The 16655-nt window shown below is 61.8% G+C and carries 13 protein-coding genes; 10 read left to right on the forward strand and 3 right to left on the reverse strand.

All coding sequences use genetic code 11. The features are described 5' to 3' along the window. The first annotated feature begins 215 nt into the window (after positions 1-215). From pdhA to OQE62_RS02375, 6 genes are all read left to right on the forward strand, one after another. Positions 216-1316 (forward strand): pyruvate dehydrogenase (acetyl-transferring) E1 component subunit alpha, encoded by a 1101-nt coding sequence (gene pdhA / locus OQE62_RS02350; protein WP_265720384.1) that lies wholly within the window; start codon positions 216-218, stop codon positions 1314-1316. Further along, positions 1316-2311 (forward strand): alpha-ketoacid dehydrogenase subunit beta, encoded by a 996-nt coding sequence (locus OQE62_RS02355; RefSeq protein WP_265720385.1) that lies wholly within the window; start codon positions 1316-1318, stop codon positions 2309-2311. The genes pdhA and OQE62_RS02355 overlap by 1 nt, the downstream gene beginning before the upstream one ends. Beyond that, on the forward strand, positions 2308-3495 hold the full coding sequence (locus OQE62_RS02360) for a dihydrolipoamide acetyltransferase family protein (protein ID WP_265720386.1): 1188 nt from the start codon (positions 2308-2310) through the stop codon (positions 3493-3495). Before OQE62_RS02355 ends, OQE62_RS02360 begins: the two co-directional genes overlap by 4 nt. A 133-nt stretch (positions 3496-3628) precedes the next feature. Continuing rightward, positions 3629-4399, forward strand: coding sequence for a DeoR/GlpR family DNA-binding transcription regulator (locus OQE62_RS02365; RefSeq protein ID WP_265720387.1), 771 nt, complete (start codon positions 3629-3631; stop codon positions 4397-4399). A gap of 133 nt (positions 4400-4532) precedes the next feature. Continuing rightward, positions 4533-6362: a glutamine--fructose-6-phosphate transaminase (isomerizing) gene (glmS, locus tag OQE62_RS02370; RefSeq protein WP_265720388.1), complete on the forward strand. Its 1830-nt coding sequence runs from the start codon at positions 4533-4535 to the stop codon at positions 6360-6362. Positions 6363-6791: 429 nt separating this feature from the next. Further along, positions 6792-8750, forward strand: coding sequence for an LVIVD repeat-containing protein (locus OQE62_RS02375; RefSeq protein WP_265720389.1), 1959 nt, complete (start codon positions 6792-6794; stop codon positions 8748-8750). 52 nt (positions 8751-8802) lie between these two features. On the opposite strand, the gene OQE62_RS02380 is transcribed toward OQE62_RS02375, so the two are convergent. From OQE62_RS02380 to OQE62_RS02390, 3 genes are read right to left on the reverse strand one after another with little or no spacing between them, the layout of a single operon-like run. Continuing rightward, positions 8803-10374: a PepSY-associated TM helix domain-containing protein gene (locus tag OQE62_RS02380; protein WP_265720390.1), complete on the reverse strand. Its 1572-nt coding sequence runs from the start codon at positions 10372-10374 to the stop codon at positions 8803-8805. A 16-nt stretch (positions 10375-10390) separates the two neighbouring features. After that, on the reverse strand, positions 10391-10648 hold the full coding sequence (locus OQE62_RS02385) for a hypothetical protein (RefSeq protein ID WP_265720391.1): 258 nt from the start codon (positions 10646-10648) through the stop codon (positions 10391-10393). Then, positions 10648-10974 carry a hypothetical protein gene (locus tag OQE62_RS02390; protein ID WP_265720392.1) on the reverse strand — a complete coding sequence of 109 codons (327 nt, stop codon included), beginning with the start codon at positions 10972-10974 and terminating at the stop codon, positions 10648-10650. Before OQE62_RS02390 ends, OQE62_RS02385 begins: the two co-directional genes overlap by 1 nt. 116 nt (positions 10975-11090) lie before the next feature. Between OQE62_RS02390 and OQE62_RS02395 the strand changes: the two genes are divergently transcribed. The 4 genes from OQE62_RS02395 (at position 11091) to OQE62_RS02410 (ending at position 16638) form a co-directional block, all read left to right on the forward strand. Further along, a complete protein-coding gene (locus OQE62_RS02395) occupies positions 11091-13445 on the forward strand; it encodes a TonB-dependent receptor (protein ID WP_265720393.1) in 2355 nt (784 codons plus the stop codon). Positions 13446-13588: 143 nt separating this feature from the next. Further along, positions 13589-14404: a class II aldolase/adducin family protein gene (locus OQE62_RS02400; protein ID WP_265720394.1), complete on the forward strand. Its 816-nt coding sequence runs from the start codon at positions 13589-13591 to the stop codon at positions 14402-14404. A 187-nt stretch (positions 14405-14591) separates the two neighbouring features. After that, positions 14592-15023 (forward strand): sugar dehydrogenase complex small subunit, encoded by a 432-nt coding sequence (locus OQE62_RS02405; protein ID WP_265720395.1) that lies wholly within the window; start codon positions 14592-14594, stop codon positions 15021-15023. A 1-nt stretch (position 15024) separates the two neighbouring features. Beyond that, positions 15025-16638: a GMC family oxidoreductase gene (locus OQE62_RS02410; RefSeq protein WP_265720396.1), complete on the forward strand. Its 1614-nt coding sequence runs from the start codon at positions 15025-15027 to the stop codon at positions 16636-16638. The last annotated feature ends 17 nt before the right edge of the window (positions 16639-16655 follow it).

Consider the following 16655-nt stretch of genomic DNA (forward strand, 5'->3'; position numbering starts at 1 on the left):
GGACTGTCAGCGAGAGGGACCTCGCTGCCAAGCCTCTAGGGATGGATTAACGGCGTGCCCCACAAGGTGCTCCCGGTAGCTGGGTCGCCCCTGAGTTGGCTACCAGACCGGGCCTGGAAACGACGAAAAATCCGGCGGCATAACCCACCCCACCAAAACAGCCTCCCGCTGCCCGTCCATTACACTTCCTCATCGGGGCCACAAGGAAACATCCGATGCACAAACCCAGAATGCACCTGGTCGCGTCGTTCGATATTGCTCACCTGCAGTATCTCGACGAACAGGGCCGCGCTTCCCAGGAACTGCCCGATTTCGCCACGCCGGACACGCTGCAGGCGCTCTATCGGCAGATGGCGCTGGCGCGGTTGGTGGACGATCGTGCGGTAAAGCTGCAGCGCACCGGTCGCCTGGGCACCTACCCGTCCACACTGGGCCAGGAGGCCATTGGCGTGGGCACCGGTTCGGCCATGGACAGCGCGGATATCTATTGCCCCTACTACCGGGAAACCGGTGCGCTGCTGGAGCGCGGTGTCGACATTGAGGAAATTCTCGCCATCTGGGGTGGCGACGAGCGCGGCCAGTGTTTCCAGCACGCTCCCGAAGACCTGCCACTCTGTGTGCCCATCGCCACCCAGTTGCTTCACGCCGCCGGTGTTGGCGTCGCGTTGAAATACAAAAACGAACATTTCGACGAACCGCAACGGGTGGCCGTTGCCAGCGCCGGCGACGGCGCCACTTCCCGCGGCGATTTTTACGAAGCGCTGAATCTGGCGGGAGTCTGGCAGTTGCCGGCAGTGTTCGTGATCAACAACAACCAGTGGGCCATCTCCGTGGCCCGCAGCGACCAGACCGCTTCCCAGACCATCGCCCAGAAGGCCGTGGCCGCCGGTATTCCCGGCCTGCAGGTGGACGGCAACGATGTCATCGCCGTGCGCGCGGCGGTGGCCGACGCCGTCGAGCGTGCCCGCCGCGGCGAGGGGCCGACCCTCATCGAGGCGCTAAGCTACCGCCTCTGCGACCACACCACCGCCGACGACGCCGGCCGCTACCGCCCGGCCGGAGAACTGGAGCGGGCGCAGAAGCGCGAGCCCCTGGCGCGGTTGGCACACTACCTGGAATCCGCGGGCCACTGGAATGAGGATGCGGAAACCGAACTGCAGCGCGAACTGGCGGAGATCCTCGAGCGGGAGGTAAAGGCCTACAGCAGTCGCTCCAAAGACAGGCCCGCGGCGATGTTCGAGCACCTCTACGCCGAATTGCCGGAAGCCCTCTACGAGCAGCACGACGAACTGGCGGAACGCGGGGGGGATCGCTGATGGCGGAAATCACACTGGTGGAAGCCGTCACCCAGGCGCTGGCCCACGAGCTGGATGCGGACGAGCGGGTGCTGGTGCTCGGCCAGGATGTGGGCGCCAACGGCGGCGTTTTCCGCGCCACCGACGGCTTGCAGGAACGATTCGGCGCCGATCGCGTGCGGGATACACCGCTGGCGGAGACCATGATCGCCGGCATCGCCGTGGGCATGGCCGCGCAGGGCCTGAAGCCGGTGGCGGAATTCCAGTTTATGGGCTTTATCTACCCGGGCCTGGACCAGATCCTCAGCCACGCCGCGCGACTGCGCAACCGCAGCCGCGGGCGCCTGTGCTGCCCGATTGTCTACCGCGCCCCCTATGGCGGTGGTATCCGTGCGCCGGAACACCACTCCGAGAGCACCGAGGCGCTGTTCGCGCACATTCCCGGCCTGCGCGTGGTGGTGCCCTCCTCCCCGGCCCGCGCCTATGGCCTGCTGTTGGCCGCCATCCGCGATCCGGACCCGGTGGTCTTCCTGGAGCCCAAGCGCATCTACCGCGCCGCCAGGCAGGAGGTGCCGGACGATGGCGAGGCGCTGCCGCTGGATCGTTGCTTCCGCCTGCGCGAGGGCGGCGATATCACCCTGATCAGTTGGGGCGCGTCGCTGAAGGAGACCCTGGCCGCCGCCGAACAGCTGGCGGAAGACGGTGTAGGGTCGGAGGTTATCGACCCCGCCACGCTGAAACCGCTGGATATCCACAGCATTATCGACTCTGTGGAAAAAACCGGCCGTTGCCTGGTGGTGCACGAGGCAGCGCGCACCGGCGGCCTCGGCGCCGAGATTGTCGCTCAGATCAACGATTACGCCTTCGACCTGCTGCGGGCGCCGGTACAGCGGGTCACCGGCTACGACACGGTGATGCCCTACTACCAACTGGAAAACTACTACCTGCCGGATGTGGAGCGGATTGTCGCCGGCGCCCGCGCGGTGCTGGACTACTCGCACGGAGGTGGCCGGTGAAGCGGTTCGAATTGCCGGACCTGGGCGAGGGCCTGCCGGACGCGGTGATCCGCGAGTGGCATGTGGCCGAGGGAGACAGCATCGCCGCCGACGAGAGCCTGGTCACCGTGGAGACTGCCAAGGCGCTGGTGGAGGTGCCCTCCCCGCGCGCCGGCACCATCGAAAAACTCTACGCCGCCGAGGGCGACACCGTCGAGGTGGGCCAGCCGCTGGTCGCCTTTGCCGATGAAAAGCCTGCCAAGGGAACGGCGGTGGCCGCCCGGGATCGGGAGTCCGGTGAATCGGAAGCCGATAGCGGAGGCGGCGATTCCGGCACCGTGGTGGGTCAGATCCAGCGCAGTACTGAAGTGCTGGGCCGGGAAGCGGCGCCCACATCGGTACCGCGCCGGCTGGCCACCCCCTCCGTACGCGCCCTGGCCCGGCGCCTGGGCGTCGACCTGGAGAATCGCCGGCCCGACGGCGAACGCTTTACCGCCGCCGAGGTACGGGATCTGGCTGAGGCATCGGAAAAATCGCCGAAGTCATCGGAAACGTCGGTCAAAGAGCCGGGAAAAGCGAAAAAGCCGGTGGCGGAGATGACCCCGGCCCGCCGCGCCATGGCACTGGTCATGGGCAATGCACGGGACACGGTGGCGCCCATGACCCTCTGCGACGAGGTGGGTATCTCCGCCTGGTGGGGCGAGGCCTCCGCGACCCTGCGGCTGATCCGCGCGGTGCAGGCGGCCTGCGCGGCGGAGCCGAACCTGAATGCGCTCTACCAAGACGAGCGGCTGGCTCCATCGCAATCGGTCCATATCGGCCTGGCAGTGGATTCGCCGCGCGGCCTGTTCGTGCCGGTACTCCGCGATGTTGGCGAGCAATCCGATCGAGCGCTGCTCCGGCAGATCGAGGACTACAAGCGACAGGCCCGCGATACCGGCATCGCCCGCGAGGACCTGCAGGGTGCCACCATCCTGTTGTCCAACTTCGGCGCCCTGGCCGGCCGCTACGCGACGCCGGTGGTGATGCCGCCCACCGTCGCTATCGTCGGCGCCGGGCGCACCTACGACGGCGTGATCGCGGTGGACGGCAAACCCGCGGTGCGCCCCCTGCTGCCGTTGTCCGTCAGCGCCGATCACCGCGCCGTCACCGGCGGCGAACTGGCGCGCTTCCTGAAGACTCTGATGGAATCCCTGTCCTCGTAGGGGGCCCCGTGCGCACCAGATACCCCGGCGGTGCGCACGGCGCACCCTACCCTCCCATGGCACCGCCCACAAACTGTGGGAATTTCGCTTTCGTTTTGCTATTGTTAAGTTTCATATCGAAATTTAATGGATCATGTCGAAACGCAACACCCAGCAACGCCGCCACCAGATTCTGGCGCTCCTGAACGAAGCCGGCGAAGCCAGTGTCGAACAACTGGCGCGGCAGTTCGAAACCTCCGAAGTTACGATTCGCAAGGACCTGACTGCCATGGAGACCCACGGCCTGTTGCTGCGCCGCCACGGCGGTGCGATACCGGTGCCGCGGGAGCTGGTGGTGGAAGAGGCCCCTTCGGAGGTGAAGCGCGCCATCGGCCGCGCCGCGGCGGCGTTGATTCCGGATCACCACCGCATCGTGATCGACTACGGCCGCACCACCGCGGCGGTGATCCCGGAGCTGGAGCGCAAGCGCGGCCTGGTGGTGATGACCAACTCCCTGCACGTAGCCAACGCCCTGCGCGAGCTGGAAAACGAGCCCACGCTGCTGATGACCGGCGGCACCTGGGATCCGCATTTCGAGGCCTTCCAGGGCCGGGTGGCCGAGCAGGTACTGCGCGGTTACGACTTCGACCAGGCGTTTATCGGCGCCGACGGCATCGACCTGCAGCGCGGCACCTGCACCTTCAACGAGCAGCTCGGCCTGTCGCGGGTGATGGCGGAAGTGGCGCGCCAGGTGGTGGTACTGGCGGAATCCAGCAAGGTCGGCCGCCGCATCCCCAACCTGGAGCTGCCCTGGGAACAGGTAAACACCCTGGTCACCGACAGCGACCTGGAGGACGGCACTCGCGCCCGGTTGGAGCGACAGGGCGTGCGGGTCATTTGCGCCGAAGTGAGCGCTTACGTCTGAGCAGTCTCGCGGCTGCTCGATGGTCGAGTAGAGTGCGCCGTGCGCACCGCATCAAGCTAGGTTTAACTCAGTGCCATTCGGGGCGAACCCTGTGTTCGCCCAACCGGCATTCAGATTACAGAGGTAGAGGACTATGTGTGGAATCGTCGGCGCGCTGGCCCAGCGCAATGTCAGTGAAATCCTGCTGGAAGGCCTGCGGCGCCTGGAGTATCGCGGCTATGACTCCGCCGGCGTCTGCCTGCTGGACAGCGACGGCCAACTGCAACTGCGCAAGAGCCGGGGCAAGGTCGCGGACCTGGAGGCGCGGCTGGCCGGGTCCCCGGCCGCCGGCCGCCTGGGCATTGCCCACACCCGCTGGGCCACCCACGGCGCGCCGTCCGACGACAACTCCCACCCGCATATGTCCGGCGATATCGCCCTGGTGCACAACGGCATCATCGAGAACTACCGGGCGCTGCGCACACAACTGGAGGAACAGGGCTACCAGTTTGCCTCGGATACCGACACCGAGGTGGTGGTACACCTGATCCACTCGCTGGTGGCCGGGGGCAGAAACCTGCAGGCCGCGGTCACCGCCGCCACCCAGCAGCTCGACGGCGCCTACGCCCTGGGCGTCATCAGTGCCGCAGAACCCGACACCCTGATCTGCGCCCGCTCCGGCAGCCCCCTGGTGATCGGCATCGGTATCGAGGAAAACTTTATCGCCTCGGACCCGCTGGCACTGCGCCAGGTGACCGACCGCTTTATCTATCTCGAAGAGGGGGATATCGCCGAGATCACCACCGGCGGCATCGCCGTGCGCGATCGGAGCGGCGAGGAAGTCAGTCGCCCGGTGAAGAAACTGAACGGCAGCTATGACGCCGCCGACAAGGGCCGCTACCGCCACTATATGCAGAAGGAAATCTTCGAGCAGCCCCAGGTGGTGGAGGCCACCCTGGCCGGCCGCATCGGCGACAAATCGGTGCTGGCCCAGGCGCTGGGCGCGCGCGCCAACGAGATACTGCCGGAAGTGCAGCAGGTGCAGATCGTCGCCTGTGGCACCAGCTACCACGCCGGCCTGGTGGCCCGCTACTGGCTGGAGGACTGGGCCGGTGTGCCCTGCTCCGTCGAGGTGGCCAGCGAAATCCGCTACCGCAAGGCGGCGGTGCGCCCCGGCACCCTGTTCGTCACCATCTCCCAGTCCGGGGAGACTGCCGACACCCTGGCGGCACTGCGCCAGGCGAAGGAGCTCGGCTACCTGGCCTCGCTGACCATCTGCAATGTGCCCAACAGCTCGCTGGTGCGCGAGTCGGAACTGTCCCTGATGACCGAGGCCGGCCCGGAGATCGGCGTTGCCTCCACCAAGGCCTTCACCACCCAGCTGGTGGCGCTGCAACTCTTCTGCATCGCCCTGGCCAGGATCAACGGCCTGCCGGCGGCGCGCGAGGCGGAACTGGTGGACGCCTTGCACAAACTGCCGGACTTGATGGAACAGTTCACCGGTCTCGACAGCCGTGTGCAGGTCACCAGCGAGGCCTTCGCCGAAAAGATTCACACCCTGTTCCTCGGCCGCGGCGTCGAATACCCGATCGCCCTCGAGGGCGCGCTGAAACTGAAGGAAATCTCCTACATCCACGCCGAGGCCTACCCGGCCGGCGAACTGAAACACGGCCCGCTGGCGCTGGTGGATGGGGACATGCCCGTGGTGGTGGTGGCCCCCAACGACGAGCTGCTGGGAAAACTGAAATCCAACCTGCAGGAAGTCCGCGCCCGCGGCGGCGAACTCTTCGTATTCGCCAGCCCCGAGGCGGGATTCGAGAGCGAGTCGGGACTGACCGTGATCGAAGTGCCGGATGCTCCCGAGAGCCTGGCTCCGATCCTGTACACGGTGCCGCTGCAGTTGCTCAGCTATCACGTGGCGCTGTTGAAGGGCACAGATGTGGACCAGCCGCGGAATCTGGCCAAGTCGGTGACGGTGGAGTAACGATTGCTTCTCCTTCGCCTGTGTCCGCGCCAATTCGGCCAAGAGCGGATTTGCACTGCGAAGCTGACCGAAAGTCGAGTGCCATGGATGGCGCTTGTCAATGACACTGGGAAAACGCAAGCTTCAATTACGGCTTGCAAATATCAACCAAGCTCAATAGGAACACAGCACTGCCTATTCCGGCAACTCCACTATTTACAGTCAGAAATTACGATGGTAGTTTCTTTAAAAATCCCGCTACCGATATGTGAGTTACCAGCGGTTCCCAAAAAAATAAGAGGGGAATGGAGTATCGAGCATAAAACTTAGCCAGCCAACCCAAAATTTTAGGCTCCGCACATTAGCGGGGCCAGATCTTTCATTTGACACAATCTGGAAATTGTAAGACCTGACTCCCGTCGCTCGACCCCAAGGAAGAAGACCCTGCCAATGCTGAATTATAAGATCGCTAAGCAACTCGTAACAGCCGCTTTCCTTACAATAGTTGGCGGTTGTGGCGGTGAATCTGAAACATCTGCGCCGATCATCACACCCACACCTGATGAAAAAACCATGTCCTTGGTGAAGACATGGGGTTCCGGGTCATGCCTGAATATGGATGAATATGACAACTACATATATTGCGCAGCGGCTGGCGCAGGTGTTGATATATATGAAGTTCATTCATCGAAGTTGGAGCGCGTAAATTCGATAGACACTACCCAAACGTCTAAAAATTCACGTTCAACGAATACTGTTAAAATCAAAAACGGAAAGTTGTTTGCGGCAGGTAACGGTAAATGGTTGGATGTGTACGATTTAGCAAACCCCGCAGATCCTGTGCGTATCGGCTCCTTTGCAAACTCAACGTTTGAATCTGTCATTAGCTTGGAACTAACCGATAATTTAGCGTTTTTAGGTTTCTCGAATAATGGTCTTATGATACTGGATATTAGTGACCCACGAAATCCAGTAGAGATAGGAAAATACGAGGGCTTAGATGGCAGAGTAACCGGCCTGCTGGCTCACGGTACGATTCTTTATGTAGGTACACCGTCAGGATTTCATGTTTTAGATTTTACCGTAGTTGACAATATTACCACTGTATATTCTGAGGAGAATTCAGAAACTCTTAGCAGTGAATCGGGCAATGCCGTTCTTCAAATGAAGGGTAGCGCGCTTTATTATGCCTCCAGGTCCGGATTAAAAATCTATGATACTTCCGATCCGTACTTTCCTGTATTGCAAGAAACTGTTGGTGCCACATATGGAAAGTCCATAGTCGTGAAAGATAACGAACTGTTTTATTTGTCTGATTACTATGGTTTGGCCGTTTATCTAATAGAAGGACTTAGTCTCGAAAAAACACAGTCTATTAACCTTGCACACGGTGAGCCACTAACTATTGGTACCCATGATGATTCGATTTTTGTATCTACAACTTCACAAGGTATCAGCCTCCTGGACAGAAGCGCGGCTAATTCAGCTGAGCTGACTTCACTGGTAAATGATGTCGGTTCAGCAGCAGGGATTATTTCCCATAAAAAAATGCTGTTTGCACAGCAAGGTGTTGGGCCGATTTCTATCTTCGATACTGATTTGAATCGTCTATCTGTATTGCCAGGGGATTTCTGGGATTTTGCAATTACTGATAATGATATACTTTTTGGTTTTATTGGTCGGTTCGGTAGTCAGAGTTTGGTGGCTTATGATATTGAAGATATCGAAGATATTAAAATACTTGATTCAATGGAGGTTGATGCCATCAACCCTGATTTTATTTATGGCTTTGGCCTACACGTTGCGGGGGAGAGGTTATTTTTTATTGCTCAAGGTGGAGGTGCGCACTTAGTCGATCTGCCAGCTAGAAAGACTTTACCTTTTGTGAGCCCAAAAGTCACTACGTTTGAGTACGAGGATTTCAAGCTAGAGCGATTGCTGGTTCATGACGAATATATGTATATGGCTGACCTTAATTATGAATTGCGAATTGCTACTTTAGATAATATCGAGGGAGCTGTGAACAAACCCGGCCTGGAGATTACAGATCAATCCATTACAGGCATGAAAATACTAGAAGAGAAGTTATATATCACTACAGCCGGTGCAATTGAAAAATATAGTATTAATAATCCTCTACACCCTGAGCAGGAGATTAAATTAAGCACTCCTTCTGCCAGTAATGTTACTCAAAATCAGATAAATGGAATCGATCTTGTAGAGGGTGACTTAACGTATTTGGATCAAAGCAGTCGGTTGTGTGTGACCGAATCGTTGACTGATAATAGTTTTGAACCTTCTTGTCAGAAGCCGGTGCTAGGGTTTACGTCGGATTTTGTAGTTGTCGACAGCAATATTTATGTGGCAGCGGGAAGCTCGGGAAAGATATATCGGTACCAATACGATTGACTTTCGTTGGCTTCCTGGTCTCTGTACTTTGCCCCGAGGTCGCTGAGTTCGACTAGCTCGGTTCGGCCACAATCGTCACAGGCGTCGATGGCTGCTCCATCCCGCGCCTGAGCACCCCGGCAATCCACAGGCTGAGCCCGGCCACGACCAGCAACCCTGTCTCGACGCCGATCATTGTCGGCCAGTGTTGGCCGAACTCGCCGCCGAACAGCGCCCAGTCGGCGATCACGGTCATTACCGATAGCGCCGCGGTTATCCACAGGCTGAGGCGCAGGAACTGGCGCTTGTTGGCCACGACAAAGGCGAGTACCCCCGAAAGCCCCAGGCCGATGGCAAAGATCCGCGCGAGCCAGTCGCCGCGGGCCTCGAGCCCCAGTGGCATCAGCCGCTCGGCGAGGAAAGCCGCCGCTGTGGCCAACACCACGCCGCCGCAGCCCCCCAGGGTCAGGTTGGCCACCAGGCCGATACCGCGCGGGCCGACGTTTTTCTGCAGCGCGCGCTTGTCCAGCCACAGAAGGTTGCCCACCAGGATCATGCCAGCCACGCCCATACCCAGGAGGAAGTAGAGAATACGCAGGTCGACGCCGGCGAAATGGCCGAAGTGCAGGCCGGACATCACGTCCAGGCCGCGGCGCACGGCGTTGTTGTTCTGCGCATCGGTCTGGCTGATCAAGCTGCCGTCGCCGACGTGGTAGAACTGTTCGTAGCGTTGCGCGAAACCATCCGGATCCCGGGCGCGAATCTGCACCACGGCGTTTTCATCACCGTAATTGTAGAAGCGCAGCATCTCTACCGGCTCACCGTGTTGCCGCTCCACCTCTGCTACATGATCGAAGGCCCGGGTCATATCCAGCGCCTTGCCGCCGGGTTTTTCCTCGATGATGGTGAGGCCGGCGTCTTCCAGCAGCGCATTCTGGTCGCTGTCGTAGAGGAACACGGCAAAGGCGAGCTGGTAGATGATCGACAGATTGAAGACCAACCCGGTGATGGCGAACATCAGGCCGAACGGCAGGCTGGTGACGCCGATGACATTGTGCATGTCCAGCAGCCTGTTGCGCCTGCTCTTCTCCCGGTAGAGGAAGAAGTTGTTGAACAGCTTGCGCGCGTGGATGATGATGCCGGTGAGTATCAGTACCAGGAAGATCAGTGTGGCGAGCCCCACCAGGTACAAGCCACCGGGCAGGCGCAGGTCGTAGTGCAGTTGCAGCAGGAAGTCGGCGAGGTAGAAGTCCCCGATATCCGCCAGGGTTTCGCCGGTTTTCGGGTCCACCACCAGCTCCGCCACCTGTTCCGGGCCCTCGTAACCCTTTTCCGGTTCGAGATCGATATAGACATGGTGGAAGGGCCGGTCTTCACCCGCCATCAATACGGTCAGGTGCTCTTCGTTGTTGAGCCGATGCTCCTGCAGTTTGCGCTCGACGATCTGGCGGATCGGTATATCCTCTGCCGGGGAATCCACCTGGTAATGGGGAGCCTGGGACCAGGTTACCAGTTCCGGGTGAAACAGCACGATGGAGCCAGCCCAGAAGACGATAAACAGGGCCACTGAAATGATCACGCCCAGCCAGCTGTGAGCCTCGATCAGATTCCTGATGCCGGCGTTCTTTTCGCTTGTCTCGCTCATTGATCTCCGTATCCCGTCAGATATTTCCGTAAAGCAGTGCCGCGTTCAGCAGGCCCGATACCACCAGTAGCCCGGCGCAGTTGAGACTGGCGCGCCCGATGGACTGGCTGTAGTAGCAGTAGGTCATGATCCCACCCCAGAGGACGAAGGCAGTCAGCAGCCCGATCAGCAGTTTTACGTCCTGTGCCAGCGGCAGCAGCTGGACGAGGTTCAGAATCAGGCTGATGGAAATCAGCAGTCCGAGGAAAATCCCCGCGATCGATCTGGGCCACATTATCCGGTCACCATAATCAGAGAAAACAGAATGGCCGCCAGCGAACCCACCAGCAGCGGCCGCCCGTGCAGGTGCGCGGCGGCCAGCACCAGGCCGGTCCACAGGCACATCACCAGCACCAGTACCAGCAGGGCGCCGGCCACCGGGCCATAGACGCTCGCCAGCAACAGGACCGCGGCCGTTTGCAATACCGCAAATGTAATCCACGCGAGCTCCCTGAGGACTGGTTTGGCCAACAGGCGCTGGCGGTTCGATGCCAGGTAGGTCATCAGGCAGCCGGCGCAGACCATCAGCGCCGCCAGCAGTTTTACGAGCTGTCCTTCCATTACTTTTGCACTATCTATTTGTATTGATAATTGTTCTCATTAATTTTCGCAAATGATAGCATTGTGCGCAGTTTCCAACCATTCCTTTCTGTCTCGCCAAAATTACGGAGTAAAAAATGTCATTGAGGAGCTCATCGAGGAAGGGGGCGGCGGTCGCTTTCGCCCCGAATCCCCTGTGTCGCGCTATCGCTTTCGGCCTCACCTCCTCTCTCGCCTGCTTTTCCGCCGCGGCGGCCGAGGAGCCCGGCGGACTGGAAGAAGTGATGGTCATGGGTGAGAAAACCGAGCGCAGCCTGCAGGACACGGTGAGCAGTGTGCGGGTGGTTACCGCCGAGGACATCGAAGAGCAGGACATCAACGATTTCCACGATGTGCTGGACCGCACCCCCAACGTGAGCCGCAACCCGGGCAACGGCTTCAATATCCGCGGTATCGATGTCTTCAGTGTGTCCGGCGGCGGCAACAGTTACCTGGCCAGTGTCTATTCCGACGGCGCGCCCCTGCCCTACCGCCTGATTCAGAAGATCGGTTTCTCCACCTGGGATGTACAGCAGGTGGAAGTGCTGCGCGGCCCCCAATCGACCCTGCAGGGGCGCAACGCGCTGGCCGGGGCCATCGTGATGAATACCCAGGACCCTAGCTACGAGTGGGGCTTCAAGGGTCGCCTGGGCTTGGGGGAGGAAGGGCGCGAGGAGAAGGCGGTGGCCTTCGGCGGCGGCCTGGTCGAGGATCAGCTGGCGCTGCGCGTCGCCGCCGAGCAGCGCGACTTCGACGGCTATATCGAGAACACCAGCCGCGGCGAGAACAGCGACTTCAAACACGACGAAACGCTGCGGCTAAAACTGCTGGCCGAGCCGGATGCGCTGCCGAACCTGCGCGCGATGCTCACCCTGACTCAGGCCGAAATGGATAACGGTGTGGACTGGAGCAACAGCGGCGACGCCGACCCGTTCGCGAATCCGCACACCACTTTCAACGATCCCATGCGCGAATTTATCGATTCCGATATGGCGGTGCTGAAGATGAACTACGATCTCGGCGCCAACTGGGCACTGACCTCCACTACCACCTACAGCGACGTCAACTACGGCTACCGGTGGGATGGCGACCAGGGCCCGGAACCGGGCCATACCCTCGCCAATGATCGCGTGGACCAGACCCTGAGCCAGGAATTCCTGCTGAGCTTCGATTTTGACAGACTGCGCGGCGTGGTCGGCAGCTACTATTCGGACCTGGACGTGAACGCGCACCGCAGCGGTGCCCAGGGCATCAGCTTCGCCCGCCTCGGCGTGCCCACACTGCTGATGGCACCGCCGGAATTTGGCGGCCTGGGCCTGACCCAGGAGCAGGCCCAGGCGGTGCTGGCCATCTACGATCCCCTCGACCCGGTCATCGTCGACGACGACCGCACCCTCGAGCAGGGAGTCGGCACGGTGGCGCTGTTTGCCGACCTGACCTATCGGGCCGGCGACCAGCTCGATCTGTTCGCCGGCCTGCGCTACGACCGCGAACGCCAGGGGAATGCGAACAGCGCCGTCACCACCATCGTCAACCGCGAGGACATGCCGGACCCGCCCAACCCCGCCTTCGACCCGGTGACCGCGGCGCTGGTGGCCGGCCTCAACGCCAGAATCCTCGGTATGGCGGATGCGGCCTCCGGCACGGCACCGCTGGAGGACGAGGACTTCGACGCCCTGCTGCCCAAGGCCGGCGCCATCTGGCACTGGAGCGACGATATCTCCACCAGCTTTACCGCGCAGAAGGGGTACCGCTCCGGTGGCGTGGGCGCCAATATCGCGCGCGCCACCACCTATAGCTACGACCCGGAATACACCTGGAACTACGAACTGTCCCTCCGCTCCCTGTGGATGGACGGGCGCCTGGCGGCCAACGCCAGCCTCTTCTACCTGGACTGGGAAGACCAGCAGGTGACGGTGCAGCTGTCCAGCAGCACCTACGACCGGGAGACGCTCAACTCCGGCAGCTCGACCGTCAAGGGCGCGGAAGTGGAGCTGCTGTTCCAGGCGGACGAGCACTGGAGCGGCTACGCCGGCCTCGGCTACAGCAAGACCGAGTTCGAGGAGTTCGAGATAGTCCGGGACACCACCACCTACGACCTGTCCGGCCGATCCTTTGTCGGTGCGCCCGAGGTCACCGCCAACCTGGGCGCCACCTATCGCAACGGCGGCCTGATGCTGAACGCCAACGCCAATTACCGCGACGAGTCCGCGACCCTCGCGAACCCTTACAGCACCGGCCTGACGGAGGAGGACCCCGACTTCGACCCGAAGAACGACGCGCGCACCCTGGTGAACCTGCGCGCCGGCTATGAATGGGACAACCTCGGCGCCTTTCTCACCGTCAGGAACCTTTTCGACGAGGGGTATATAGAGAAGGCGGATTGGGGTGGCGGCACCCACTACCTGGGCCAGCCGCGCTTGGCGACCCTGCGCCTGGAGGCCGACTTCTGACGGCTGCCGGATATCGCCCACAGAAGCCCCGCTCGTCTCCGACCGGCGGGGCTTTCTTGTTGGGGCCATCCCTCCCCCTCGCTCAAAAGTCGATCAGCGTGCTATAACGGGGCCCGGCACAACAACGATCAGGGAGCCGGGTTATGACCACTGCGGAGAAAACAAGGAAAGCAGCGAATACCAACGAAGCGGTAATGAACGGCGATGTCAGCGTGCTGATGGGCGACAGTGCCCAGCCGCCGGAGCAGGTGCGCGCCGAGCGCAAGAAAAAGCTGACCGCCGCCTTCCGCCTGTTCGGCAAATTCGGTTTCGACGAGGGGGTCGCCGGCCATATCACCGTGCGCGATCCGGAGCTGGAGGACCACTTCTGGGTCAACCCCATGGGGGTGTCCTTCAAGCAGATCAGAATGTCGGATCTGCTGCTTGTGAACCACAAGGGCGAGGTTGTGGAGGGCGACGGCTACCTGAACGGTGCCGCCTTCACTATCCACAGCCATATCCACAAGCTGCGCCCCGAGGTGGTGGCCGCGGCCCATACCCACTCGATGTACGGCAAGGCCTGGTCCTCCCTGGGCCGGCTGCTGGACCCAATCACCCAGGACGCCTGTGCCTTCTTCGGTGACCACGGTCTGCTCGACACCTTCTCCGGCGTGGTGCTGGAAATGGGCGAAGGCGAGGCATTGGCCGCGGCGCTGGGGCAGAAGAAGGCGCTGATCCTGCAGAACCACGGCCTGCTGACTGTGGGTAAGTCTGTGGATGAAGCCGCCTGGTGGTATATCACCATGGAGCGCAGCTGCCAGGCGCAACTGCTGGCCGAGGCCGCCGGAGAGCCGAAGCTGATCGAGCCGGAAGTGGCCATCCGCACCCGCGCCGTGGTGGGCACCGAACTGGCGGGCCTGTTCAGCTTCCAGCCGCTCTACGACGTGATCACCGCCGAACAGCCCGATATGTTCGATTAGCCCCGTTTCTCCCCTCTCCCTTTGGGACAAATCCGCCGGGAGCGGATTTGGACGCCGCAGGCGCCCGCGCAGCGGGCGAGCGCCAGGGACGGCGCGAGTCAGTGGGGCCGGGGGAGAGGGCTCTCGAAGACCCACCGACCGCCTTTCCTATACTCGCTGTACATCCACAGGCACAGCGAGAATCCAATTGTCCCCACTCTCCCGCCGCCACTTTCTCAAAAGCCAGCTATTAATCGCCACCACCCTGGCGCTGCCGCCGCTGTGGTCGCCGGACGCGCTGGCCACGGCGCGCCTGAGCAAATTCATGCAACTGTCGGAACACCTGCTGGCGCCCTATGAGCTGGACCAGCGCATCGGCGCCCGCCTGCTGCTGGCGCTGAACGAGCAGATCGACGGTATCGCCGAACTCTTTGCATCGGTATCCGACGGCGCACGGCTGGCGGACTCGCCGCTGACCGGCCCGGTGATCGCCGCCTGGTTCCGCGGTGTCGCCGGCGGCGAGCTGGTGACCTACGAAAAGGCGCTCAAGTACCGGGCGGTGGTCGACGTGCTGCCGGTACGCACCTACTGCCGAGCGAAGCCGGGCTTCTGGGCCGAGCGGCCCGAGGAGAATATCTGAGATGGCGCGCAGGGAAGCGGATCTGGTGGTGATCGGTTCCGGCGTGGCCGGCGCACTGGTGGCCAATGAGCTGGCTGCGGCGGGCAAATCGGTGATCGTGCTGGAGGCGGGGCCGCGCCTGCCGCGCTGGAAAACCGTCGAGCGCTTCCGCAATCAGGTCGACAAGACCGATTTCATGCTGCCCTACCGCTCTTCGCTCTGGGCGCCGCACCCGCAGTACGGCGCGGCGGCCAACGACTATCTGGTTTTCAGGGGCGAACACCAATTCAACTCCCAGTATATCCGCGCGGTGGGCGGTACCACCTGGCACTGGGCCGCCTCCTGCTGGCGCTTCCTGCCGCGCGATTTCAAGTTGAAGAGCCTCTACGGCGTGGGTCGCGACTGGCCGATCGAGTATGACGACCTGGAGCCCTGGTACCAGCGCGCGGAGCGGGAACTGGGCGTCTGGGGTCCCTCCGACGAAGAGCTGGGTTCGCCGCGCAGTGCGCCCTACCCGATGGAGCCGCTGCCGCTGTCCTGGAACGAGGCGCGGGTCAAGGAGCGGTTCAATGCCCACGATGCCGGCTGGCGGGTGGTCACCGAACCGGTGGCGCGCAACAGCCGCCCCTACGACGGCCGTCCCACCTGCTGCGGCAACAACAACTGCATGCCCATCTGCCCCATCGGTGCCATGTACAACGGCATCTTTCACGTGGACAAGGCGGAACAGAACGGCGCCGAACTGATCGAGAACGCGGTGGTGCACCGGCTGGTGACCGACGGTGGCCGCATCGCCGCAGCGCACTATCTGGATCCCGACGGCAGGGAGCACGAAGTCCACGCGAAGAGTTTTGTGCTGGCCGCCAACGGTATCGAAACGCCGAAACTGATGCTGATGTCGACCGGTGGCGACCATCCCGAAGGCATCGGCAACCGCTCCGGCATGGTGGGGTGCAACCTGATGGATCACCCGGGCACCGGCGTACACTTTTACGCGGACGAGCGACTCTGGCCCGGGCGCGGGCCACAGGAAATGACTTCTCTGGTGGGCTTCCGCGACGGCGACTTCCGACGCCGGCAGGCGGGCAAGAAAATACACCTGTCGAATATCAATGCGGTGGATGGCGAAGCCAACAAAATCTTTGCCGACCCGGACAACCTGGGCACCGATGTGCTGGCACTGCGGGACAGGCTGCGCGATCGCGCCGCGCGCTATGTGGAATTCAACAGTTTTCACGAAATACTGCCGCTGCCGGAAAACCGCATTCGCCCGAGCCCGGATCACAAAGATGCGCTCGGCATCCCGCGGCCGGAAATCACCTACCGTATCGACGACTACGTCAAGCGCAGCGCCTCCCACACCCGCGCGCTCTACGGCGAAATCGCCCGCCTGCTGGGCGGTGAGGAAATCGCCTTCGCCGACGACTTCGCCCCCAACAACCACATCACCGGCTCCACCATCATGGGTGCCAGCGCCGAAGACTCGGTGGTGGACAGCGACTGCCGCAGCTTCGACCACCCCAATCTGTTTATAGCCGGCAGCTCGGTCATGCCCACCGTGGGTACCGTCAACGTGACCCTGACCATCGCCGCGCTGGCGCTGCGGATGGCGGATCTGCTGCAGGGGGAGGTCTGAATGCTCGGCTGTAGGAG

Source organism: Microbulbifer halophilus (assembly GCF_026183675.1).
GTDB classification, from domain to species: Bacteria; Pseudomonadota; Gammaproteobacteria; order Pseudomonadales; family Cellvibrionaceae; genus Microbulbifer; species Microbulbifer halophilus.